The organism is Rhodococcus wratislaviensis (assembly GCF_041228765.1).
Taxonomy (GTDB): domain Bacteria; phylum Actinomycetota; class Actinomycetes; order Mycobacteriales; family Mycobacteriaceae; genus Rhodococcus_F; species Rhodococcus_F wratislaviensis.
On sequence record NZ_CP150488.1, the window covers coordinates 1,297,141 to 1,312,639 of the forward strand.

The 15,499-nt window shown below is 65.4% G+C and carries 11 protein-coding genes; 10 read left to right on the top strand and 1 reads right to left on the bottom strand.

What is annotated here, in order from left to right:
- The first annotated feature begins 6 nt into the window (after positions 1 to 6).
- Complete coding sequence (locus WKC72_RS05795; RefSeq protein WP_370182013.1) at positions 7 to 1,362, top strand: MFS transporter; 1,356 nt, start codon at positions 7 to 9, stop codon at positions 1,360 to 1,362.
- Between the two features lie 39 nt (positions 1,363 to 1,401).
- Here the strand turns inward: WKC72_RS05795 and WKC72_RS05800 are convergent, their stop codons facing one another.
- A complete protein-coding gene (locus tag WKC72_RS05800; protein WP_370182014.1) occupies positions 1,402 to 1,875 on the bottom strand; it encodes an Lrp/AsnC family transcriptional regulator in 474 nt (157 codons plus the stop codon).
- Between the two features lie 169 nt (positions 1,876 to 2,044).
- Between WKC72_RS05800 and pdhA the strand changes: the two genes are divergently transcribed.
- The 9 genes from pdhA to WKC72_RS05845 all read left to right on the top strand — a co-directional run bounded on the left by pdhA (position 2,045) and on the right by WKC72_RS05845 (position 15,359).
- Positions 2,045 to 3,130 carry a pyruvate dehydrogenase (acetyl-transferring) E1 component subunit alpha gene (pdhA, locus tag WKC72_RS05805; protein WP_370182015.1) on the top strand — a complete coding sequence of 362 codons (1,086 nt, stop codon included), beginning with the start codon at positions 2,045 to 2,047 and terminating at the stop codon, positions 3,128 to 3,130.
- On the top strand, positions 3,127 to 4,128 hold the full coding sequence (locus tag WKC72_RS05810; RefSeq protein ID WP_370182016.1) for an alpha-ketoacid dehydrogenase subunit beta: 1,002 nt from the start codon (positions 3,127 to 3,129) through the stop codon (positions 4,126 to 4,128). The genes pdhA and WKC72_RS05810 overlap by 4 nt, the downstream gene beginning before the upstream one ends.
- A gap of 15 nt (positions 4,129 to 4,143) precedes the next feature.
- Positions 4,144 to 5,415: a dihydrolipoamide acetyltransferase family protein gene (locus WKC72_RS05815; protein ID WP_370182017.1), complete on the top strand. Its 1,272-nt coding sequence runs from the start codon at positions 4,144 to 4,146 to the stop codon at positions 5,413 to 5,415.
- A gap of 61 nt (positions 5,416 to 5,476) precedes the next feature.
- Entirely contained in the window at positions 5,477 to 6,853 is a 1,377-nt protein-coding gene (gene lpdA, locus WKC72_RS05820) for a dihydrolipoyl dehydrogenase (protein WP_037242946.1), read from the top strand.
- Positions 6,854 to 6,922: 69 nt separating this feature from the next.
- On the top strand, positions 6,923 to 7,888 hold the full coding sequence (locus WKC72_RS05825; protein ID WP_370182018.1) for a sugar phosphate isomerase/epimerase family protein: 966 nt from the start codon (positions 6,923 to 6,925) through the stop codon (positions 7,886 to 7,888).
- A gap of 589 nt (positions 7,889 to 8,477) precedes the next feature.
- On the top strand, positions 8,478 to 11,759 hold the full coding sequence (locus tag WKC72_RS05830) for a protein kinase (RefSeq protein WP_370182019.1): 3,282 nt from the start codon (positions 8,478 to 8,480) through the stop codon (positions 11,757 to 11,759).
- Positions 11,760 to 12,193: 434 nt separating this feature from the next.
- Complete coding sequence (locus WKC72_RS05835; RefSeq protein ID WP_235214591.1) at positions 12,194 to 12,829, top strand: VOC family protein; 636 nt, start codon at positions 12,194 to 12,196, stop codon at positions 12,827 to 12,829.
- A 227-nt stretch (positions 12,830 to 13,056) separates the two neighbouring features.
- On the top strand, positions 13,057 to 14,247 hold the full coding sequence (locus WKC72_RS05840; protein ID WP_081792737.1) for an epoxide hydrolase family protein: 1,191 nt from the start codon (positions 13,057 to 13,059) through the stop codon (positions 14,245 to 14,247).
- A 221-nt stretch (positions 14,248 to 14,468) separates the two neighbouring features.
- Positions 14,469 to 15,359 carry an NADP-dependent oxidoreductase gene (locus tag WKC72_RS05845; protein WP_052033722.1) on the top strand — a complete coding sequence of 297 codons (891 nt, stop codon included), beginning with the start codon at positions 14,469 to 14,471 and terminating at the stop codon, positions 15,357 to 15,359.
- The last annotated feature ends 140 nt before the right edge of the window (positions 15,360 to 15,499 follow it).

A 15,499-nucleotide genomic window follows, 5' to 3' on the forward strand; every position in this document is an offset into this window, starting at 1 on the left:
TCATTCATGTCGTCTGTACTGCAGAAACCCGAGATCGAGGCGAGGGTGGTCCGGAAGGTCGCTCGGCGGCTGATTCCGTTCCTCGGCCTGGCCTACTTCGTCAACTACCTCGACCGCACGAATATCGGGCTGGCGAAGCTGACCATGAGCGAGGAACTCGGGCTCACCGAGACCATGTTCGGTCTGGCCTCCGGGCTCTTCTTCATCGGGTATCTCCTGTTCGAGGTGCCGAGCAATCTCGCGCTGCACAGGTTCGGGGCACGCCGGTGGATCGCCCGGATCATGCTCACGTGGGGAATCATCGCGGCGGCGATGGCCTTCGTGCCCAATGCCGGCTCGCTGTACACGCTGCGGATGCTGCTCGGTATCGCCGAGGCGGGATTCTTTCCCGGCGTCCTGCTGTACCTCACGCTGTGGTTTCCCCGTGCCTATCGGGTCCGGCTGATGGGTCTGTTCCTTCTCGCGCTCCCCGTCTCGTCGGCGCTCGGAGCCCCGCTGTCGAGCGCCATCATTCAATACTGGGACGGGCTGTTCGGATTGTCCGGCTGGCGTGTCATGTTCCTGCTCGAAGGGATCCCCGCCGTCGTGCTCGCGGTGGTCACCTGGTTCTACCTGACGGACCGGCCCTCGCAGGCCACATGGTTGGACGAGGACGAAAAGGTGTGGCTCACTCGCGAACTCGAATCCGAGGCATCCGAATCCGGTTCCCATATCAGCGGGTCGGTGCGCCGGGCGCTGACAGATTCGCGCGTGTGGATGCTGGGGCTCGTCTACTTCGGAATCACCTACGGGTTGTACTCGCTCAGCTTCTTCCTGCCCAGCATCGTCGTCGGTTTCAAGAAGACGTTCGACACCGACTTCTCGCTGTTCACCACCGGGTTGATCGTTGCGGTCCCGTTCGCGGTCGGTGCCGTCGCAATGGTGTTGTGGAGCAGGCACTCCGACCGGACCGGTGAGCGGATCTGGCACGTCGCCGTCCCCACCCTGATCGGAGCCGTCTCCATTCCGGTGGCCCTGTACATGCAGTCGCCGCTCACGACGATGATCGCGGTCACCGTCAATGCGGTCGGTGTGTTCTGCGCCCTGCCGGTGTTCTGGTACCTGCCCAGCACGTTCCTGACCGGCGCGGGTGCCGCCGCAGGTATCGCCGTCGTCAACTCCGTGGGCAACATGAGCGGTTTCGGCGCCCCGTACGTCACGGGGTGGCTGTTCGACGCCACCGGGAACTCACGCGCAGGCCTGTGGGTCGTCGGGGCGGTCATGCTCGTCGCCGTGGTGCTGGTTCTCGTGCTCAGATCGCGGGTAAGTCCCACTCGCAGCGACGAAGACATCAGCGGGAGTGTTGTCGCCGCGAGCCGGTGAACTCGCGAAGGCGCGGCCCAACTGTGGGCCGCGCCTTCGTCATTGCTCCTCGGCGATCCGCTCCAGTAGTGGACGGGTTCGGTACGGGATGGCGTCGCGCATCGCGACGGACACCGTGGTGCGCTCGATCCCGGGCACGGCGAGGATGAGACCGGCGACCCGGTACAGATCGTCTGCATCGACTGCGACCACGCCGATGTGCAGGTCCGCCGCACCGGAGATGCCGACGACCTCCACGACCTCGGCGATGTCCCGCAGGTGTTCGATGACATCCTCGAGGCGATGCTGGTCGACCACCGCGGTGACGAACGCCTGCAGGGGGTATCCCAGGTCGCGGGGTGACACGCAGCGGTCGACGGGTGCGAGCACGCGGTGCTCTTCCCAGCGAGACATCCTTGCTTGCACGGTATTCCGTGCCATTCCCAGTAGGGACGCCAATTGCACCCCGGTGGCGCGAGGCGCGTCGCACAGGGCGAGCAGCAGTCGGGCGTCGGTCCGATCGAGTTTCGTCATGTAGCGCAGTATTCCAGAGTTCGTAGCTCGATAGTTGAGCATTCTGCTCATTTTGGTAGACACCACTTGCGCATGATGAATCCTGATGATTGTGTGAATGCAACATTCTGACCGAAGCGGTCACCCGCGGGCGGCCGGCTCTCCCGTGACATCTCTTTCGGAGGTTTTCGTGTTCGACAATGACGATGTAGTGCAGCTGGTCACCGAAGCCGGTGCGCGAGTGGATCATCCGGACTACTCCCGGTACCTCGACGATGTCGACATACCGGCGGTGCGCGCGCTGTACGAAGATCTGGTCGTGGTGCGGCGGATCGACGCGGAGGCGACCGCGCTGCAGCGTCAGGGCGAACTGGGTCTGTGGGCTCCGCTGCTGGGGCAGGAAGCGGCGCAGGTCGGGTCGGCGCGCGCCCTCGCTCCGGACGACTTCGTCTTCGCCAGCTACCGCGAACACGGCGTCGCGTACTGCCGCGACGTCGATCCCACCCACATGCTCAGGTTCTGGCGAGGGTCGACGCACTCGGGTTGGAACCCGTTCGAATACAACATGACGACCCCCGCGATCATCGTCGGCGCGCAGGCGCTGCACGCCACCGGGTATGCGATGGGCATGCAGTTCGACGGCTCCGACGGCGCCGCGATCACCTACTTCGGCGACGGCGCCACCAGTCAGGGCGATATCTCCGAGGCCTTCGGGTTCGCCGCGAGCTTCAACGCGCCCGTGGTGTTCTTCTGCCAGAACAACCAGTGGGCGATCTCCGAACCGGTCAGTCTGCAATCGCGGGTGAGTATCGCCGCGCGGGGCCGGGGCTTCGGTGTTCCCAGCGTGCGGGTCGACGGCAACGACGTCCTCGCCGTGATCGCCGTGACCCGGGCCGCGCTCGAACGGGCACGGGAAGGCAGCGGACCCACCCTGATCGAGGCGGTCACCTACCGGATGGGCCCGCACACCACGTCCGACGACCCGTCCCGGTACCGGCCGGCCGCGCTCGACGAGGAATGGAAACGCAAGGATCCCCTCGACCGCATCCGCGCCCTTCTCGACTCGGCAGGCGCGATCGACGACGACTACCTCGCCGCCGTGCAGCAGCGCGCCGACGACACCGCAGCGGCGTTGCGCCGCGGCTGCCTCGAGACCGTCGAACCCGAGCCGATGTCCTTGTTCGACAACGTGTACGCCGAACCCCATCCCCTCGTCGACGAAGAGCGGCGCCAGTTTGCCGCCTACCTCGACAGTTTCGAAGGAACCGACGCATGAGCACAGCGATCTCCGCGGCCGTCCCGACCACGCTCCCGCTCGGCAAGGCGCTGAACGCCGGCCTGCGCCGCGCCCTCGAGAACGACCCGAAGGTCGTGCTCATGGGAGAGGACATCGGCAAACTCGGCGGCGTCTTCCGCATCACCGATGGACTGCAGAAGGACTTCGGTCCCAACCGTGTCATCGACACCCCGCTCGCTGAATCCGGGATCATCGGCACCGCAGTCGGTCTCGCGATGCGCGGATACCGGCCGGTGTGCGAGATCCAGTTCGACGGGTTCATCTACCCCGGCTTCGACCAGATCGTCTCGCAGGTCGCCAAACTGCACTACCGCACGAGCGGCAACGTGAAGATGCCGATCACCATCCGCGTCCCGTACGGCGGCGGCATCGGCGCGATCGAGCATCACTCCGAGTCGCCGGAGGGGTATTCCGCCGCGACCGCGGGTCTTCGCGTGGTGACCTGCAGCAATGCCGCCGATGCGCAGACAATGATTCAGCAGGCCATCGCATCCGATGATCCGGTGCTGTTCTTCGAACCCAAGCGCCGCTACTGGGAAAAGGGGCAGATCGACCCGGCTGCCGAGGCGAGCCCCCTGCACAAGGCCCGGGTGGTCGCCCCGGGCACCGACGCCACCGTCGTCGCGTACGGACCGCTCGTGACGACGGCGCTCCAGGCCGCGAAAGTCGCCGCGGGCGAGGGTCGGTCGATCGAGGTGATCGATCTGCGGTCGCTCTCCCCGCTCGACGTCGACACCGTGGCCGCGTCCGTGCAGCGCACCGGACGCCTGGTCGTCACGCACGAGGCACCCGTGTTCCTCGGGATCGGTGCCGAAATCGCTGCCCGCATCAGCGAGCGCTGCTTCTATCACCTAGAAGCACCGGTGGCCCGCGTCGGCGGCTTCACCGTCCCGTATCCGCCGGCGAAACTCGAAGAGCATTTCCTGCCGGACGTCGACCGCATCCTCGACGCCGTCGACCGCACCTTCACCGCGTAGGACCAGGAGTTTCCCATGCCCACTGTCAAGACGTTCCTGCTGCCCGACCTCGGCGAGGGCCTCACCGACGCCGAACTGCTGACCTGGCTGGTGAAGGTCGGCGACACCGTGACGCTCAACCAGATCATCGCCGAGGTCGAGACGGCGAAGGCCTCCGTGGAGTTGCCCTCGCCCTACGCCGGAACGGTCGTCGCGTTGCGCGCCGAGGAAGGGACGACCGTCGACGTCGGCAGCCCGTTCATCGACGTCGCCGTCGCCGGCGAGGACCCGGCGAACGCACCCGAGCCGAGCGCGCCCGCAGCCCCCGCCGAGCGGACGCCGGTCCTGGTCGGCTACGGCGTGGCCGAGGACTCGTCCAGCCGACGCCGGCAGCGGCGTCCGGTGGCGGAAACCGGGATCACAGCTGCCCCGGCTCCGTTGCGGCCGTTGGCCTCTCCGCCAGTGCGCTTCGCCGCGAAACAACACGGAGTCGACCTCACCGAAGTGGACGCAACCGGGGTGCACGGTGAAGTCACCAGGGACGACCTCGAGCGCCACCGCACCGCAACCCCGGTGACGACGTCGCCGGTTGCCGTCCCGCCGGACGCCGACGAGGAACGCATCCCGATCAAGGGCGTCCGCAAACACACTGCCGCAGCGATGGTCCGGAGCGCATTCACCGCCCCGCACGTCACCGAGTTCGTCACGGTGGACGTCACCCCGACGCTCGAACTACTGGATCAGCTGCGCGAAACGAAACACTTCACCGACGTGCGGCTGACCCCACTGACGTTGGTGGCCAAGGCGTTACTCGTGGCGCTGCGCACCAACCCGACCCTGAATTCGTCCTGGGACGAGGACGCCCAGGAGATCGTCCTCAAACGCTCCGTGAATCTCGGCATCGCGGCCGCAACCCCGCGCGGGCTGATGGTGCCGAATATCAAGAACGCCCACACCCTCGGTCTGCGCAACCTCGCGATCGCCCTGTCGGACCTGACGACCACGGCGAAGGAGGGCAAGACCGGGCCCGCCGATCTGGCCGACGGCACGATCACGATCACCAATGTCGGTGTCTTCGGTATCGACGCGGGCACACCCATCCTCAACCCCGGCGAGGCGGCGATCCTGTGCTTCGGGGCGATCCGCAGGCAGCCGTGGGAATACCAGGGAGAGATCGCGTTGCGGTCGGTCACCACGCTGAGCCTGTCGTTCGACCATCGATTGGTCGACGGCGAGCAGGGATCGAAATTCCTCGCGGCCATCGGGCAGATCCTGTCGGACCCGTTGACCCTGATCGCACTGAGCTGAAACCAGTCCACTCGACCTTTGCTGCACGTCCCATGGCGTGCCCGACCGAGGGAGTTCTCCCATGTCCGACCAACCGGACGTTCTGATTCTCGGCGGTGGATCCGGCGGGTACGCCTGTGCCTTCCGCGCCGCGCAACTGGGCAAGACCGTCACCCTGATCGAAGAGGACAAGGTCGGCGGCACCTGCCTGCACCGAGGGTGCATCCCCACCAAGGCGCTCGTGCACGCCGCGGAGGTCGCCGACACCGTCACGCACGCGTCGGCCCTCGGGATCGGTGCGACGCTGGACGGGATCGACCTCGGTGGTGTCCACGCCTACAAGAACGCGACGGTCGAACGCCTCTACAAGGGTCTGCAGGGGCTGGTTCGCAGCCACAAGATCGAGGTGGTGCACGGCACCGGCCGCTACGGCGGGGGCCGCACCGTCCACGTGGGCGACCGCACGATCACCGGCGCCTCGCTGGTCCTGGCGACCGGGTCGCAGGTCCGGAGCCTGCCCGGACTCGAGATCGGCGGCCGAATCCTCACGAGCGACGAAGCACTGACGTTTCCCGAGCTCCCGAAGCGCGTCGTCGTACTCGGCGGCGGCGTGATCGGGGTCGAGTTCGCCAGTATCTGGGCATCGTTGGGCGCGGCCGTCACGATCGTCGAAGCGCTGCCCCGGCTCGTCGCCGCCGAGGACGAGTGGTCCTCGAAGCAACTAACCCGGGCCCTCCGCAAACGCGGCATCACCATCATGACCGGCACCCGATTCGCGAAAGCGGTCCAGGACGAGAGCACGGTCAGCGTCACCGTGGAGTCGGGCGACACGATGGAGGCGGACCTGCTCCTCGTCGCGGTCGGCCGCGGACCCCGGACCGCAGGCATCGGACTCACCGAGAACTCCGTCGCACTCGACTCCCGCGGTTTCGTCACGGTCGACGACTCGCTGCGCACCTCACAGCCGGACGTGTACGCGGTCGGTGACATCGTCGCCGGACCACAACTCGCGCATCGCGGCTTCCAGCAGGGCATCTTCGTCGCGGAAACAATCGCAGGCCTGAGCCCGACCTCGATCGAGGACAGCGGCATCCCCCGGGTGACGTACTCCAACCCCGAGGTCGCGTCGGTCGGGCTCACCGAAGACCAGGCCCGCGAACGGCACGGAGACGTCGCCACCGTCGTCTACGACCTCGCAGGCAACGGCAAGAGTCAGATCCTCGGAACCGGCGGCGGCGTCAAACTGGTGCGGGCCGGAGCGACGGAGGGACCGGTCGTCGGTATCCACATGGTCGGGGAACGCGTGGGCGAACTGATCGGCGAGGCCCAACTGATCGTCAACTGGGGTGCCTACCCCGACGAGGTCGCCACCCTCGTGCACGCGCACCCCACCCAGGCCGAAGCGCTCGGCGAGGCACACCTCGCTCTCGCGGGAACACCACTGCACAGTCACAGCTGAGAATGTCTTGACAAATAGGAGGACTAGAACGTACTAGTTGTAGGACGCCGAGTGTGAGGGAGAACAGGCATGGAAATAGGACTGATCACCGACTCGGTCAGCCATCTGCCCTTCGAGACAGCACTCGACCTCGCGCAGGAACACGGCTTGAACTCGGTCGAGGTCGCAACGGGAAACTGGTCGGAGGCGCCGCACGCCGACCTCGACGCACTCGTCTCGTCCGCGGACGCCCGCGCCGAGTTCGCCGAGAAGATCTCCACCCGGGGTCTGACACTGAGCGCCCTGAACGCCAACGGCAACCAACTGCATCCGGTCTCGGGAAAGGCGCACGACGCCGTCATCCGCAAGACCGTCGAACTCGCGAGCGCACTCGACGTCCCGACCGTCGTCCTCATGTCCGGACTGCCGGGCGCGAAGGGTGACACGAACCCCAACTGGATCACCACGGCGTGGCCGCCGGAGAACCTCGACGTCCTCGCCTACCAGTGGAACGAGGTCGCAATCCCCTACTGGAAGGAACTCGCCGCCTTCGCCCGGGACCACAACGTCAAGCTCGCCGTCGAAGCGTGCGGAGGCCAACTCGTGCACAGCGCTTCGGCGATGCTCCGGCTGATCGAGAGCGCGGGCGCCGACGTGGTGGGCGCGAACCTGGACCCGTCCCACCTGATGTGGATGGGCGCCGACATCCCCACCGTCATTCGCGCCCTCGGAACGTCGATCTTCCACGTGCACGCGAAGGACATTCGCATCAACGCCTGGACCGCGCAGCGCGACGGACTCCTCGACACCGGGCCCCTGACCGATCCGCTGGGGCGGGCCTGGAACTACGTCACCCTCGGTCTCGGCCACCCGGACGGCGCCACGTTCTGGGCGGATTTCGTCTACAACCTTCGCGCGGTCGGATACGACGGCACCCTCAACATCGAGCACGAGGACGCACTCGTCAATTCCCTCGAAGGCGTCGGCCGGGCGGCGAACCTCCTGAAGCAGGTCGCCCTCGTCGAGGCGCCCGACTGGAGTCCGGCGAAAATCTGACGCCCCGGACCGTATCCGGTAGTGCCGGAATGTTCCACTTCTGTTGTCGGCGAGGTTGTTACACGTGCTTCGGACGGCACTCGCCCCATCCGCCGGCACATCGCCGCCCGTCGTGACCGCACCACGTGCAGGCGCACGAGGAGCCGCCCGCGGCCGAGGAAGAGGGGGGCGTCCCCGGCCACGAGCGGCGGACGGCCTCCCAGCCGAGGGGGACCGGTCAGGGGGCCTGGCTGCCACTCGGGGCCGTCGAGCCCGGGGCAGCGTGGATGCCGGGTACCCGCCGACGTGCGGGGCTACTCGCTTCGGGCAGGAAAAGTTTCGCCCGAGTGACCCCCGCCGGACGCGCACGAGAGCGCGAGGCCCCGGGAACAAGTGGGCGGGTGTTTAGTTGTGCGTAACACAAACTTTGCGGGTGGTGATGCAGTCGGCGTTCCGCGGAGTCGGAGGCTTCGTCGCCCCTTGAAGGGAATCCCGAGAGAACCCCGCCCCGAGTGGGCGTAGTCGGCGATATCCTTGGTACATCCTCGAGAGGCCAGCAGTGGTGTATTTCCTTCGACAGTGGCTCGGGCCGTAAGAATCGATGTAGTCGATGACTGACATCGATCCCTTCGCGACGCAACGCGACGCGTCGGGTTCGCTCACGGCGGAGCTGGCGGCTGCCGGATTCGAGGACGCTCGAGAGATCGGCCGCGGTGGTTTCGGCGTCGTCTACCGCTGCACCCAGGCGGCGCTCGATCGCACCGTGGCAATCAAGGTCCTCACCGCCGACCTCGACGAGCAGAACCGGGAACGCTTCATCCGCGAGCAGCGCGCGGCGGGCAGGCTGACCGGACACCCCAATGTGGTCAATGTGCTCCATGTGGGTGTCACCGATAACGGTCGGCCATACATCGTCATGCCGTATCACGCCCAGGACTCACTCGACACGCGGATACGCCGCCACGGACCGCTCCCGCTCGACGAAGCGCTGCGACTCGGGGTGAAAATGGCCGGTGCCCTCGAGACCGCCCACCGCCTCGGGATCCTGCACCGCGACGTCAAGCCCGGGAACATCCTGCTCACCGACTACGGCGAGCCGGCACTGTCAGATTTCGGCATAGCCCGAATCGCCGGCGGGTTCGAAACCACCGCCGGCGTCGTGACGGGTTCGCCGGCGTTCACCGCCCCCGAGGTGGTGACCGGCGAACCCCCGAGTGCTGCTGCCGACGTGTACGGCCTCGGTGCCACGCTGTTCGCTGCGATGACCGGTCACGCTGCCTTCGAACGCCGCAGCGGGGAGCAGGTGGTTGCCCAGTTCCTGAGGATCGCCGCCGAGCCTGGTCCGGACCCACGCAAGCACGGTGTCCCCGAGGACGTCAGCACGATCATCGAACGTGCCATGTCCGGCACCCCGGCGAGCCGCCCCTCCGCCACGGAACTCGGTCAGCAACTCCGAGCATCTCAACGCCTCCATGGTTTTCCCGTCGACGAGATGGCACTGCACGCCGAACCAGGAGACGAGCAACCAGAGGAGAACGCGATGGCTGCGGGTCACCAACTCGTCTCCCATGCACACGAGTTCTTTCGCGAAGTGACAAGTTTCGTCGGACGCCGACATGAAGTAGCCGCCGTCAAGGCGCGTCTGTCGGATTCTCGGATAGTGACGCTCACCGGATTTGGTGGGGTAGGGAAAACCCGGCTGGCATGCCGCGTCGCCTCGGAAGTGCGCAGAACTTACGCCGACGGCGTCTGGTTTGTCGATCTCGCCGCGATTTCCAGTCCTGACCTTGTCGTCAGCGCGATTACCGAGGCGCTCGACATTCGGGACGGATTGGATCCCGGCGGTACTCACTACCTATTCGAATTCCTCGGTGGAAGACATGCGCTCATTGTCCTGGACAACTGCGAGCACTTGATCGAGGCATGTGGAAGCGTCGCCGCCGAGATTGTTCGCCGGGCGGACCGCGTGCAGATCCTCGCAACAAGTCGGGAACCTCTCGGTGTGCTGGGTGAGGCCGTGTTCGAGGTACCTCCCTTGTCGGTTCTGGACGATTCTCAGCTTGCTGAGGGACGAGAAGGCAAAGGTTTTCATTCCGAGGCGGTCGATCTTTTCGAGCAACGCGCTGCATCCGTCGTCCCCGGATACACCCTCGACGACGAGAGCCGCCTGGGGGTTGCCCGTCTTTGCCGGCGGCTGGACGGCATCCCTCTGGCCATCGAACTCGCAGCTGTCCGGATCAGGTCCATTCCGCTCGACCGCGTCCTGTCGCGGGAGGGCGCATTGTTCGATCTGTTGACGCGAGGAAACCGTGGCGGACCGGTACGGCATCAAACGCTGCGTGGCGCCATCGATTGGAGCTTCGATCTGTGCTCGCCGGAAGAACAAGCCCTGTGGGCCCGGCTGTCCGTCTTCGCAGGCGGTTTCGATTTCGACGCCGTCGAGAGCGTGTGCACTGATCCGAAAACTGTTCCGGACGCTCTCGAGATAATCTCCACTCTGGTCGAAAAATCGGTCGTTTCCACCGTCCAATCCGGATCGACAGTTCGATACAAACTGCTGGAAAGCATCAAGGACTACGCGGTCGAGAGACTTGCCGAGCAAGGCGACGAGGACACGTGTCGCAGAAAGCATCGAGACTATTTCCTGCATTTGTCCGAACGCAGCGAGAGCCAGTCCCATGCATCAGGCCAGCTGGAATGGAACCGTCGACTGCGGCACGAGCGGGCGAATCTGCGCTCGGCGCTCGAATACTGCCTATCCACGCCCGGGGAGGCCCGAACGGGTCTCCGGATGGCGGGTTCGCTGTGGTTCTTCTGGAACGCGAGTGGCCTGCTGCGAGACGGGCGGTACTGGCTGTCCCGAGCCTTGGAGGCCGACCAGGATCCGAGTAGCGAGAGGGCGAAAGCGCTCTGGGTGATCGGCTGGTACGCAATGATTCAAGGCGACAACGCCACCGCCAAGCGATACTTGCTGGAATGCAGCGCCGTTGCGGAATCGATCGGTGATCGAACCGCCCAGGCGTTTGCGCTTCAGTTCCGGGGCACGGTAGAGGAGATCGACGGAAATCTCGACATAGCGTTGGAGCTTCTCAATGCCGCCATGAAACATCACGCCGAGTCGGGTGATGTCAATTCCCTGACATTGCTGGGTGGCGCTCAACTGGCCTTCGTGCACTGCCTGTCCGGAAACTTGGAACAATCCATTGCCTCGGCGGACGAAACCATCGCCCTGGGCAAGTCGCTGGGGGAGCGATTTGCGACGTCCTGGGCGCTGTGGTCGCGTGGACTTGCCCTGTGGACCCAGCGCGAGTTCGCGCGCGCATCGGACTCGTTGAAAGAAGCGATCGAACTGAAGCAGTCATTGAGCGACTGGTTGGGCGTGTCCGTATGCACTGAGATTCTCGCGTGGATCGCGATCGAGGAAGGAAACCCTGTTCGATCCGCACGTCTGCTGGGGATCGGGCGGACGCTGTGCAGCGAAATGGGGAGCTCTCCGCTCTTCGGAAGCGAAACGTTGGTCCGGACACGGACTCGATACGAACAACGCGCCCGCCAGCTGCTGGGGGACACTGCGTTCGAGAAGGAATCTCGGGCAGGTGAAGGCCTCGAACACCTCGCGTCGATCGAATTCGCGTTGCACAAGCGCACGTCCAAGCCGCCGACGCCGGCCACTCCAGCAGCGAAGGTGAAGCTCACACCTCGCGAGAAGGAAGTGGGAAAGCTGGTGGCGGAGGGACTCACCAACAAGGAGATCGCGGAAAGGTTGGTCATCTCGCCCCGTACCGCAGAAGGACACGTAGACCGTATCCTCACGAAGACCGGGCATCGAACCCGCGCGCAGCTTGCCGCCTGGATTGCCCGCGAAGAGAGCATCGACTCCCGAAAGTCGTAGTTCGGACAGTGCTCCCCGCTCTGTAGTGACACCTGGTCTGATTCCCGTGGCGCGGTCCGGTCTCTGATCGGTTGATGCCGCCTGCCGCAGTGCCCTACCGAACCAACCGGTCAGCCTTCTCCCGCGGAGGGCGTAGTCGCACGCTATACCGACCGTTCCGTCCGTTGGCTTGTGCACACCGGGGACATACCTGCGTAGGAAATGCGGGTAGTGAAGCACGTAGATCACCGCCGTCCCACGCGCCGCGCAATTGCGAGTCTTATCGGCATGAACAGCACACACCTCCACCGAAACAACCCACACCCCACCAGCACCCCAACGTAGGCAGTCGCACCGACGATCGCCCCAGGGGAGCCGACGAACGTCAGTACTCCCCCATCTCCTACCTCACAGTCACCACCCACCAGAGAAATCCCCCAGAAGGAGTCATGAGCATGACCGAAACCCGCACCACCGAGGCGACCACCACCGCGACGGTCACGACCGTCGACATGAAACTCGAGGTGCTCGTCCTTCCCGTCTCCGACATGGACCGTGCCACCGAGTTCTACACGAAACTCGGCTGGCGACACGACTTCACACCGCCCGGCTCCGGCGTCGTCCAGTTCACCCCGACGGGCGCCGACACCTCGATCCACTTCGGCACCGGCCTGACCACCGCCGCACCCGGCTCCGCCGTAGCCTTCCTGATCGTCTCCGACATCGGCGCCGCCCACCGACAGCTGACCGCCGCCGGAATCGATGTCAGCGACATCTTCCACTACACCGCGCACGGCGCGCTCCCCGGACCGGACCCCGACCATTCCACCTACAACTCGTACGCCACCTTCCAGGATCCCGACGGCAACACCTGGAAGCTGCAGGAGGTCACCACCCGGCTGCCCGGTCGCATCGACGCCGCCGCAACAGTATTCAGCTCCCACCGCGGCCTAAAGGATGCGCTCTTCCGCGCGGCCATCGCCCACGGTGAACACGAGAAGCGCACCGGCGGACAGTACGACGAGAACTGGCCCGACTGGTACGCCGCCTACATGGTCGCCGAGCAGGCCGGGACGGAGCTGCCCACCTAACGCCCCCGCAACGCCAGAGGTCGCATATCGTCTCGGGGCCCGGGTGATTGCACGTGAGTGCCACCGCGACAGCCTGGGGTCCCGCCACGATGATCTTTTCTCCGCTCATCGCTACCTCGTCCTCTGATCTGTTCACCGCGTGTGTGAACACAGACTCGATGAGCCAGAGGCACCAATCCACCCAATAGCCATTCTCGACCACCAGTCAACACAGCAAGGAACCCCACATGTCTGTCACATCCGAGATCGCGATCCGGCCGTTCACGGTCGAGTTCCCTGAGGCCGAACTCGAGGCTCTGCGCCAGCGCATCGCGGCCACACGTTGGCCCGATAAGGAGACCGTCGCCGATCACTCGCAGGGGGTGCAACTCGCGACGAGTCAGGCACTCGCGCAGTACTGGGCGTCAGATTATGACTGGCGCAAGGTCGAGGCGAAGCTGAACGCTCTGCCGCAATTCATCACAGAGATCGATGGGCTCGACATTCACTTCATTCACGTTCGCTCGAAGCACGAGGATGCGTTGCCGCTCATCGTCACGCACGGGTGGCCCGGATCGATCATCGAGCAGCTGAAGATCATCGAACCGCTGACCGATCCCACCGCTCATGGTGGTGACGCATCGGATGCTTTCCACCTGGTGATTCCGTCGGGGCCCGGCTACGGGTTCTCGGGCAAACCGACCACCACCGGTTGGGGCCTCGACCGCATCGCACGAGCCTGGGTCGAGCTGATGAAGCGCCTCGGATACACGCGGTACGCGGCCCAAGGCGGCGACTGGGGTGCGATCGTCACGGAACTGATGGCTCTACAGGCGCCGCCGGAACTGGTCGGCATTCACACCAACATGGCTTCCGTGGTTCCACCCGAGATCGACCAGGCGCTCCGCACCGGCAACCCACTGCCGTCCGATCTCTCCGACGACGAAAAGGCCGCCTGCGACCAGCTGGCATTCTTCTACCAGCACATCGGCTACGCCGTGGAGATGGGGTCGCGCCCACAGACACTGACCGGATTGGCGGATTCCCCCGTCGGACTGGCAACGTTCATGCTCGATCACGACGCGAAGAGTTTGGAGCTGATCTCCCGGGCCTTCGCCGGAGAGCCCGAAGGCCTGACGCGAGACGACGTCCTCGACAACATCACGCTGTTCTGGCTGACGAACACCGCGGTGTCTGCAGCTCGCCTCTACTGGGAACTCACGTCGCCGGCGTTCCTCGCCACGAGGGGCGTCTCCATCCCGGTTGCCGTGAGCGTCTTTCCCGACGAGCTCTATCAGGCACCGCGCAGTTGGACAGAGAAGGCGTATCCCAACCTCGTCCACTACAACAAGCTCGACAAGGGCGGGCACTTCGCGGCCTGGGAACAGCCACAGCTCCTGGCGGAAGAGATTCGCGTGGGCTTGCGGTCGCTTCGATAGCCGACCGTAGTCGGAACGTGTGCACCTGCCCACGTTCTGCCGCCGGCGACCGGGTGGCTCACTGCGAGCCACCCCGGTCGCCCGCGGCTTGCGCGGCCAGCCGTGCGTTCTCTCCTCGTCCGGGCACCGCACCGTCCCACACACAAACGAAAACCGAGACGTGTCGATCGCTCCGCCACAGCCCGAGATAGTCGTCGTCTCACACACGAAAGGTATGAACCATGTTCGCTGTTCAGTTCGAGTCTCCTGGATACATCGAGGTGCTCCAGGTGCGTGATGTTCCAGTCCCCAGTCCGGGCGAGGGTGAAGTACTCATCGCCCTCGAAGCATCGGCGATCAATCCCGCGGACGTGAAAATTCGGAGCGGGGTGATCACACCTCAGGGAAGTGCGCCGTTCACGCTCGGGTACGACCTGGTGGGCACCGTCAAGGCGACGGGCCCGAATGCTGAGCGATTTCTGCCCGGCGCTCGGGTAATTGGTGCCTCGACGTCGGCCGTCACCGGAAACGGGACATGGTCGGAGTTCGTCTGCATCCCGGAAACGTCCCTTGCCCATGCCCCTGAAGACGTCGACCCGGCCCTCCTTGCCCAGTTGCCCCTACCCGGCTTGACAGCGCTGCAGGCCGTGGATGCTCTGCAGTTGACTCAGGGATCCGACGTGCTCGTCTCCGGCGCCGCCGGCGCGGTCGGACGTATCGCACTGCAGCTTCTCCATCTCCGCGGGCACCGCGCGCACGCATTGGTCCGGCGGGCCGAGCAGGTGGAATGGTTGCCGACCGGTGTCGCCGAGGAAGTACATATCGGCTCACTGCCGGTCTCCCGCGTCGACGGAGTGATCGACACCGCCGGAATCGATCTGTCCGCCGCGTTACGGCCCGGAGGGCACTACGTGACCGTTGTCCCGGGAAGCCCGCCTCACAGCGTGTCGACGGACAACGCGACGCTGGTGATCACTCATGAGTCCGGCGCGATGCTGCACGCGCTCGCCGAACTCGTCACCGACGGTGAGCTCACCCTGCCCGAGTCGACGACGTTCACGTTTTCGGAGATCGAGGCTGCTCACCACGAGTACGACCGCCATCTGGGGCGCCGCATCACGCTCGTCGTCTGACCGACTGAGGGCGTAGCGTTTGTACCTACTACGTCCCAGCGACGTCAGCGAGTTGTCGGCGCAAAGCATTGCCCGCAGCCCGCAGCCCGCAGGACCGCCACGTCCGGTTTCGGCGAATAGCTCCGGGTCTCCACGCGTCG

Bases quoted from the DNA above. Each gene is read 5' to 3' on its own strand.
- WKC72_RS05795 (WP_370182013.1), top strand. From the start codon at position 7: ATGTCGTCTGTACTGCAGAAACCCGAGATCGAGGCGAGGGTGGTCCGG.
- WKC72_RS05800 (WP_370182014.1), bottom strand. From the start codon at position 1,875: ATGACGAAACTCGATCGGACCGACGCCCGACTGCTGCTCGCCCTGTGC.
- WKC72_RS05810 (WP_370182016.1), top strand. From the start codon at position 3,127: ATGAGCACAGCGATCTCCGCGGCCGTCCCGACCACGCTCCCGCTCGGC.
- WKC72_RS05815 (WP_370182017.1), top strand. From the start codon at position 4,144: ATGCCCACTGTCAAGACGTTCCTGCTGCCCGACCTCGGCGAGGGCCTC.
- lpdA (WP_037242946.1), top strand. From the start codon at position 5,477: ATGTCCGACCAACCGGACGTTCTGATTCTCGGCGGTGGATCCGGCGGG.
- WKC72_RS05825 (WP_370182018.1), top strand. From the start codon at position 6,923: ATGGAAATAGGACTGATCACCGACTCGGTCAGCCATCTGCCCTTCGAG.
- WKC72_RS05830 (WP_370182019.1), top strand. From the start codon at position 8,478: ATGACTGACATCGATCCCTTCGCGACGCAACGCGACGCGTCGGGTTCG.
- WKC72_RS05835 (WP_235214591.1), top strand. From the start codon at position 12,194: ATGACCGAAACCCGCACCACCGAGGCGACCACCACCGCGACGGTCACG.
- WKC72_RS05840 (WP_081792737.1), top strand. From the start codon at position 13,057: ATGTCTGTCACATCCGAGATCGCGATCCGGCCGTTCACGGTCGAGTTC.
- WKC72_RS05845 (WP_052033722.1), top strand. From the start codon at position 14,469: ATGTTCGCTGTTCAGTTCGAGTCTCCTGGATACATCGAGGTGCTCCAG.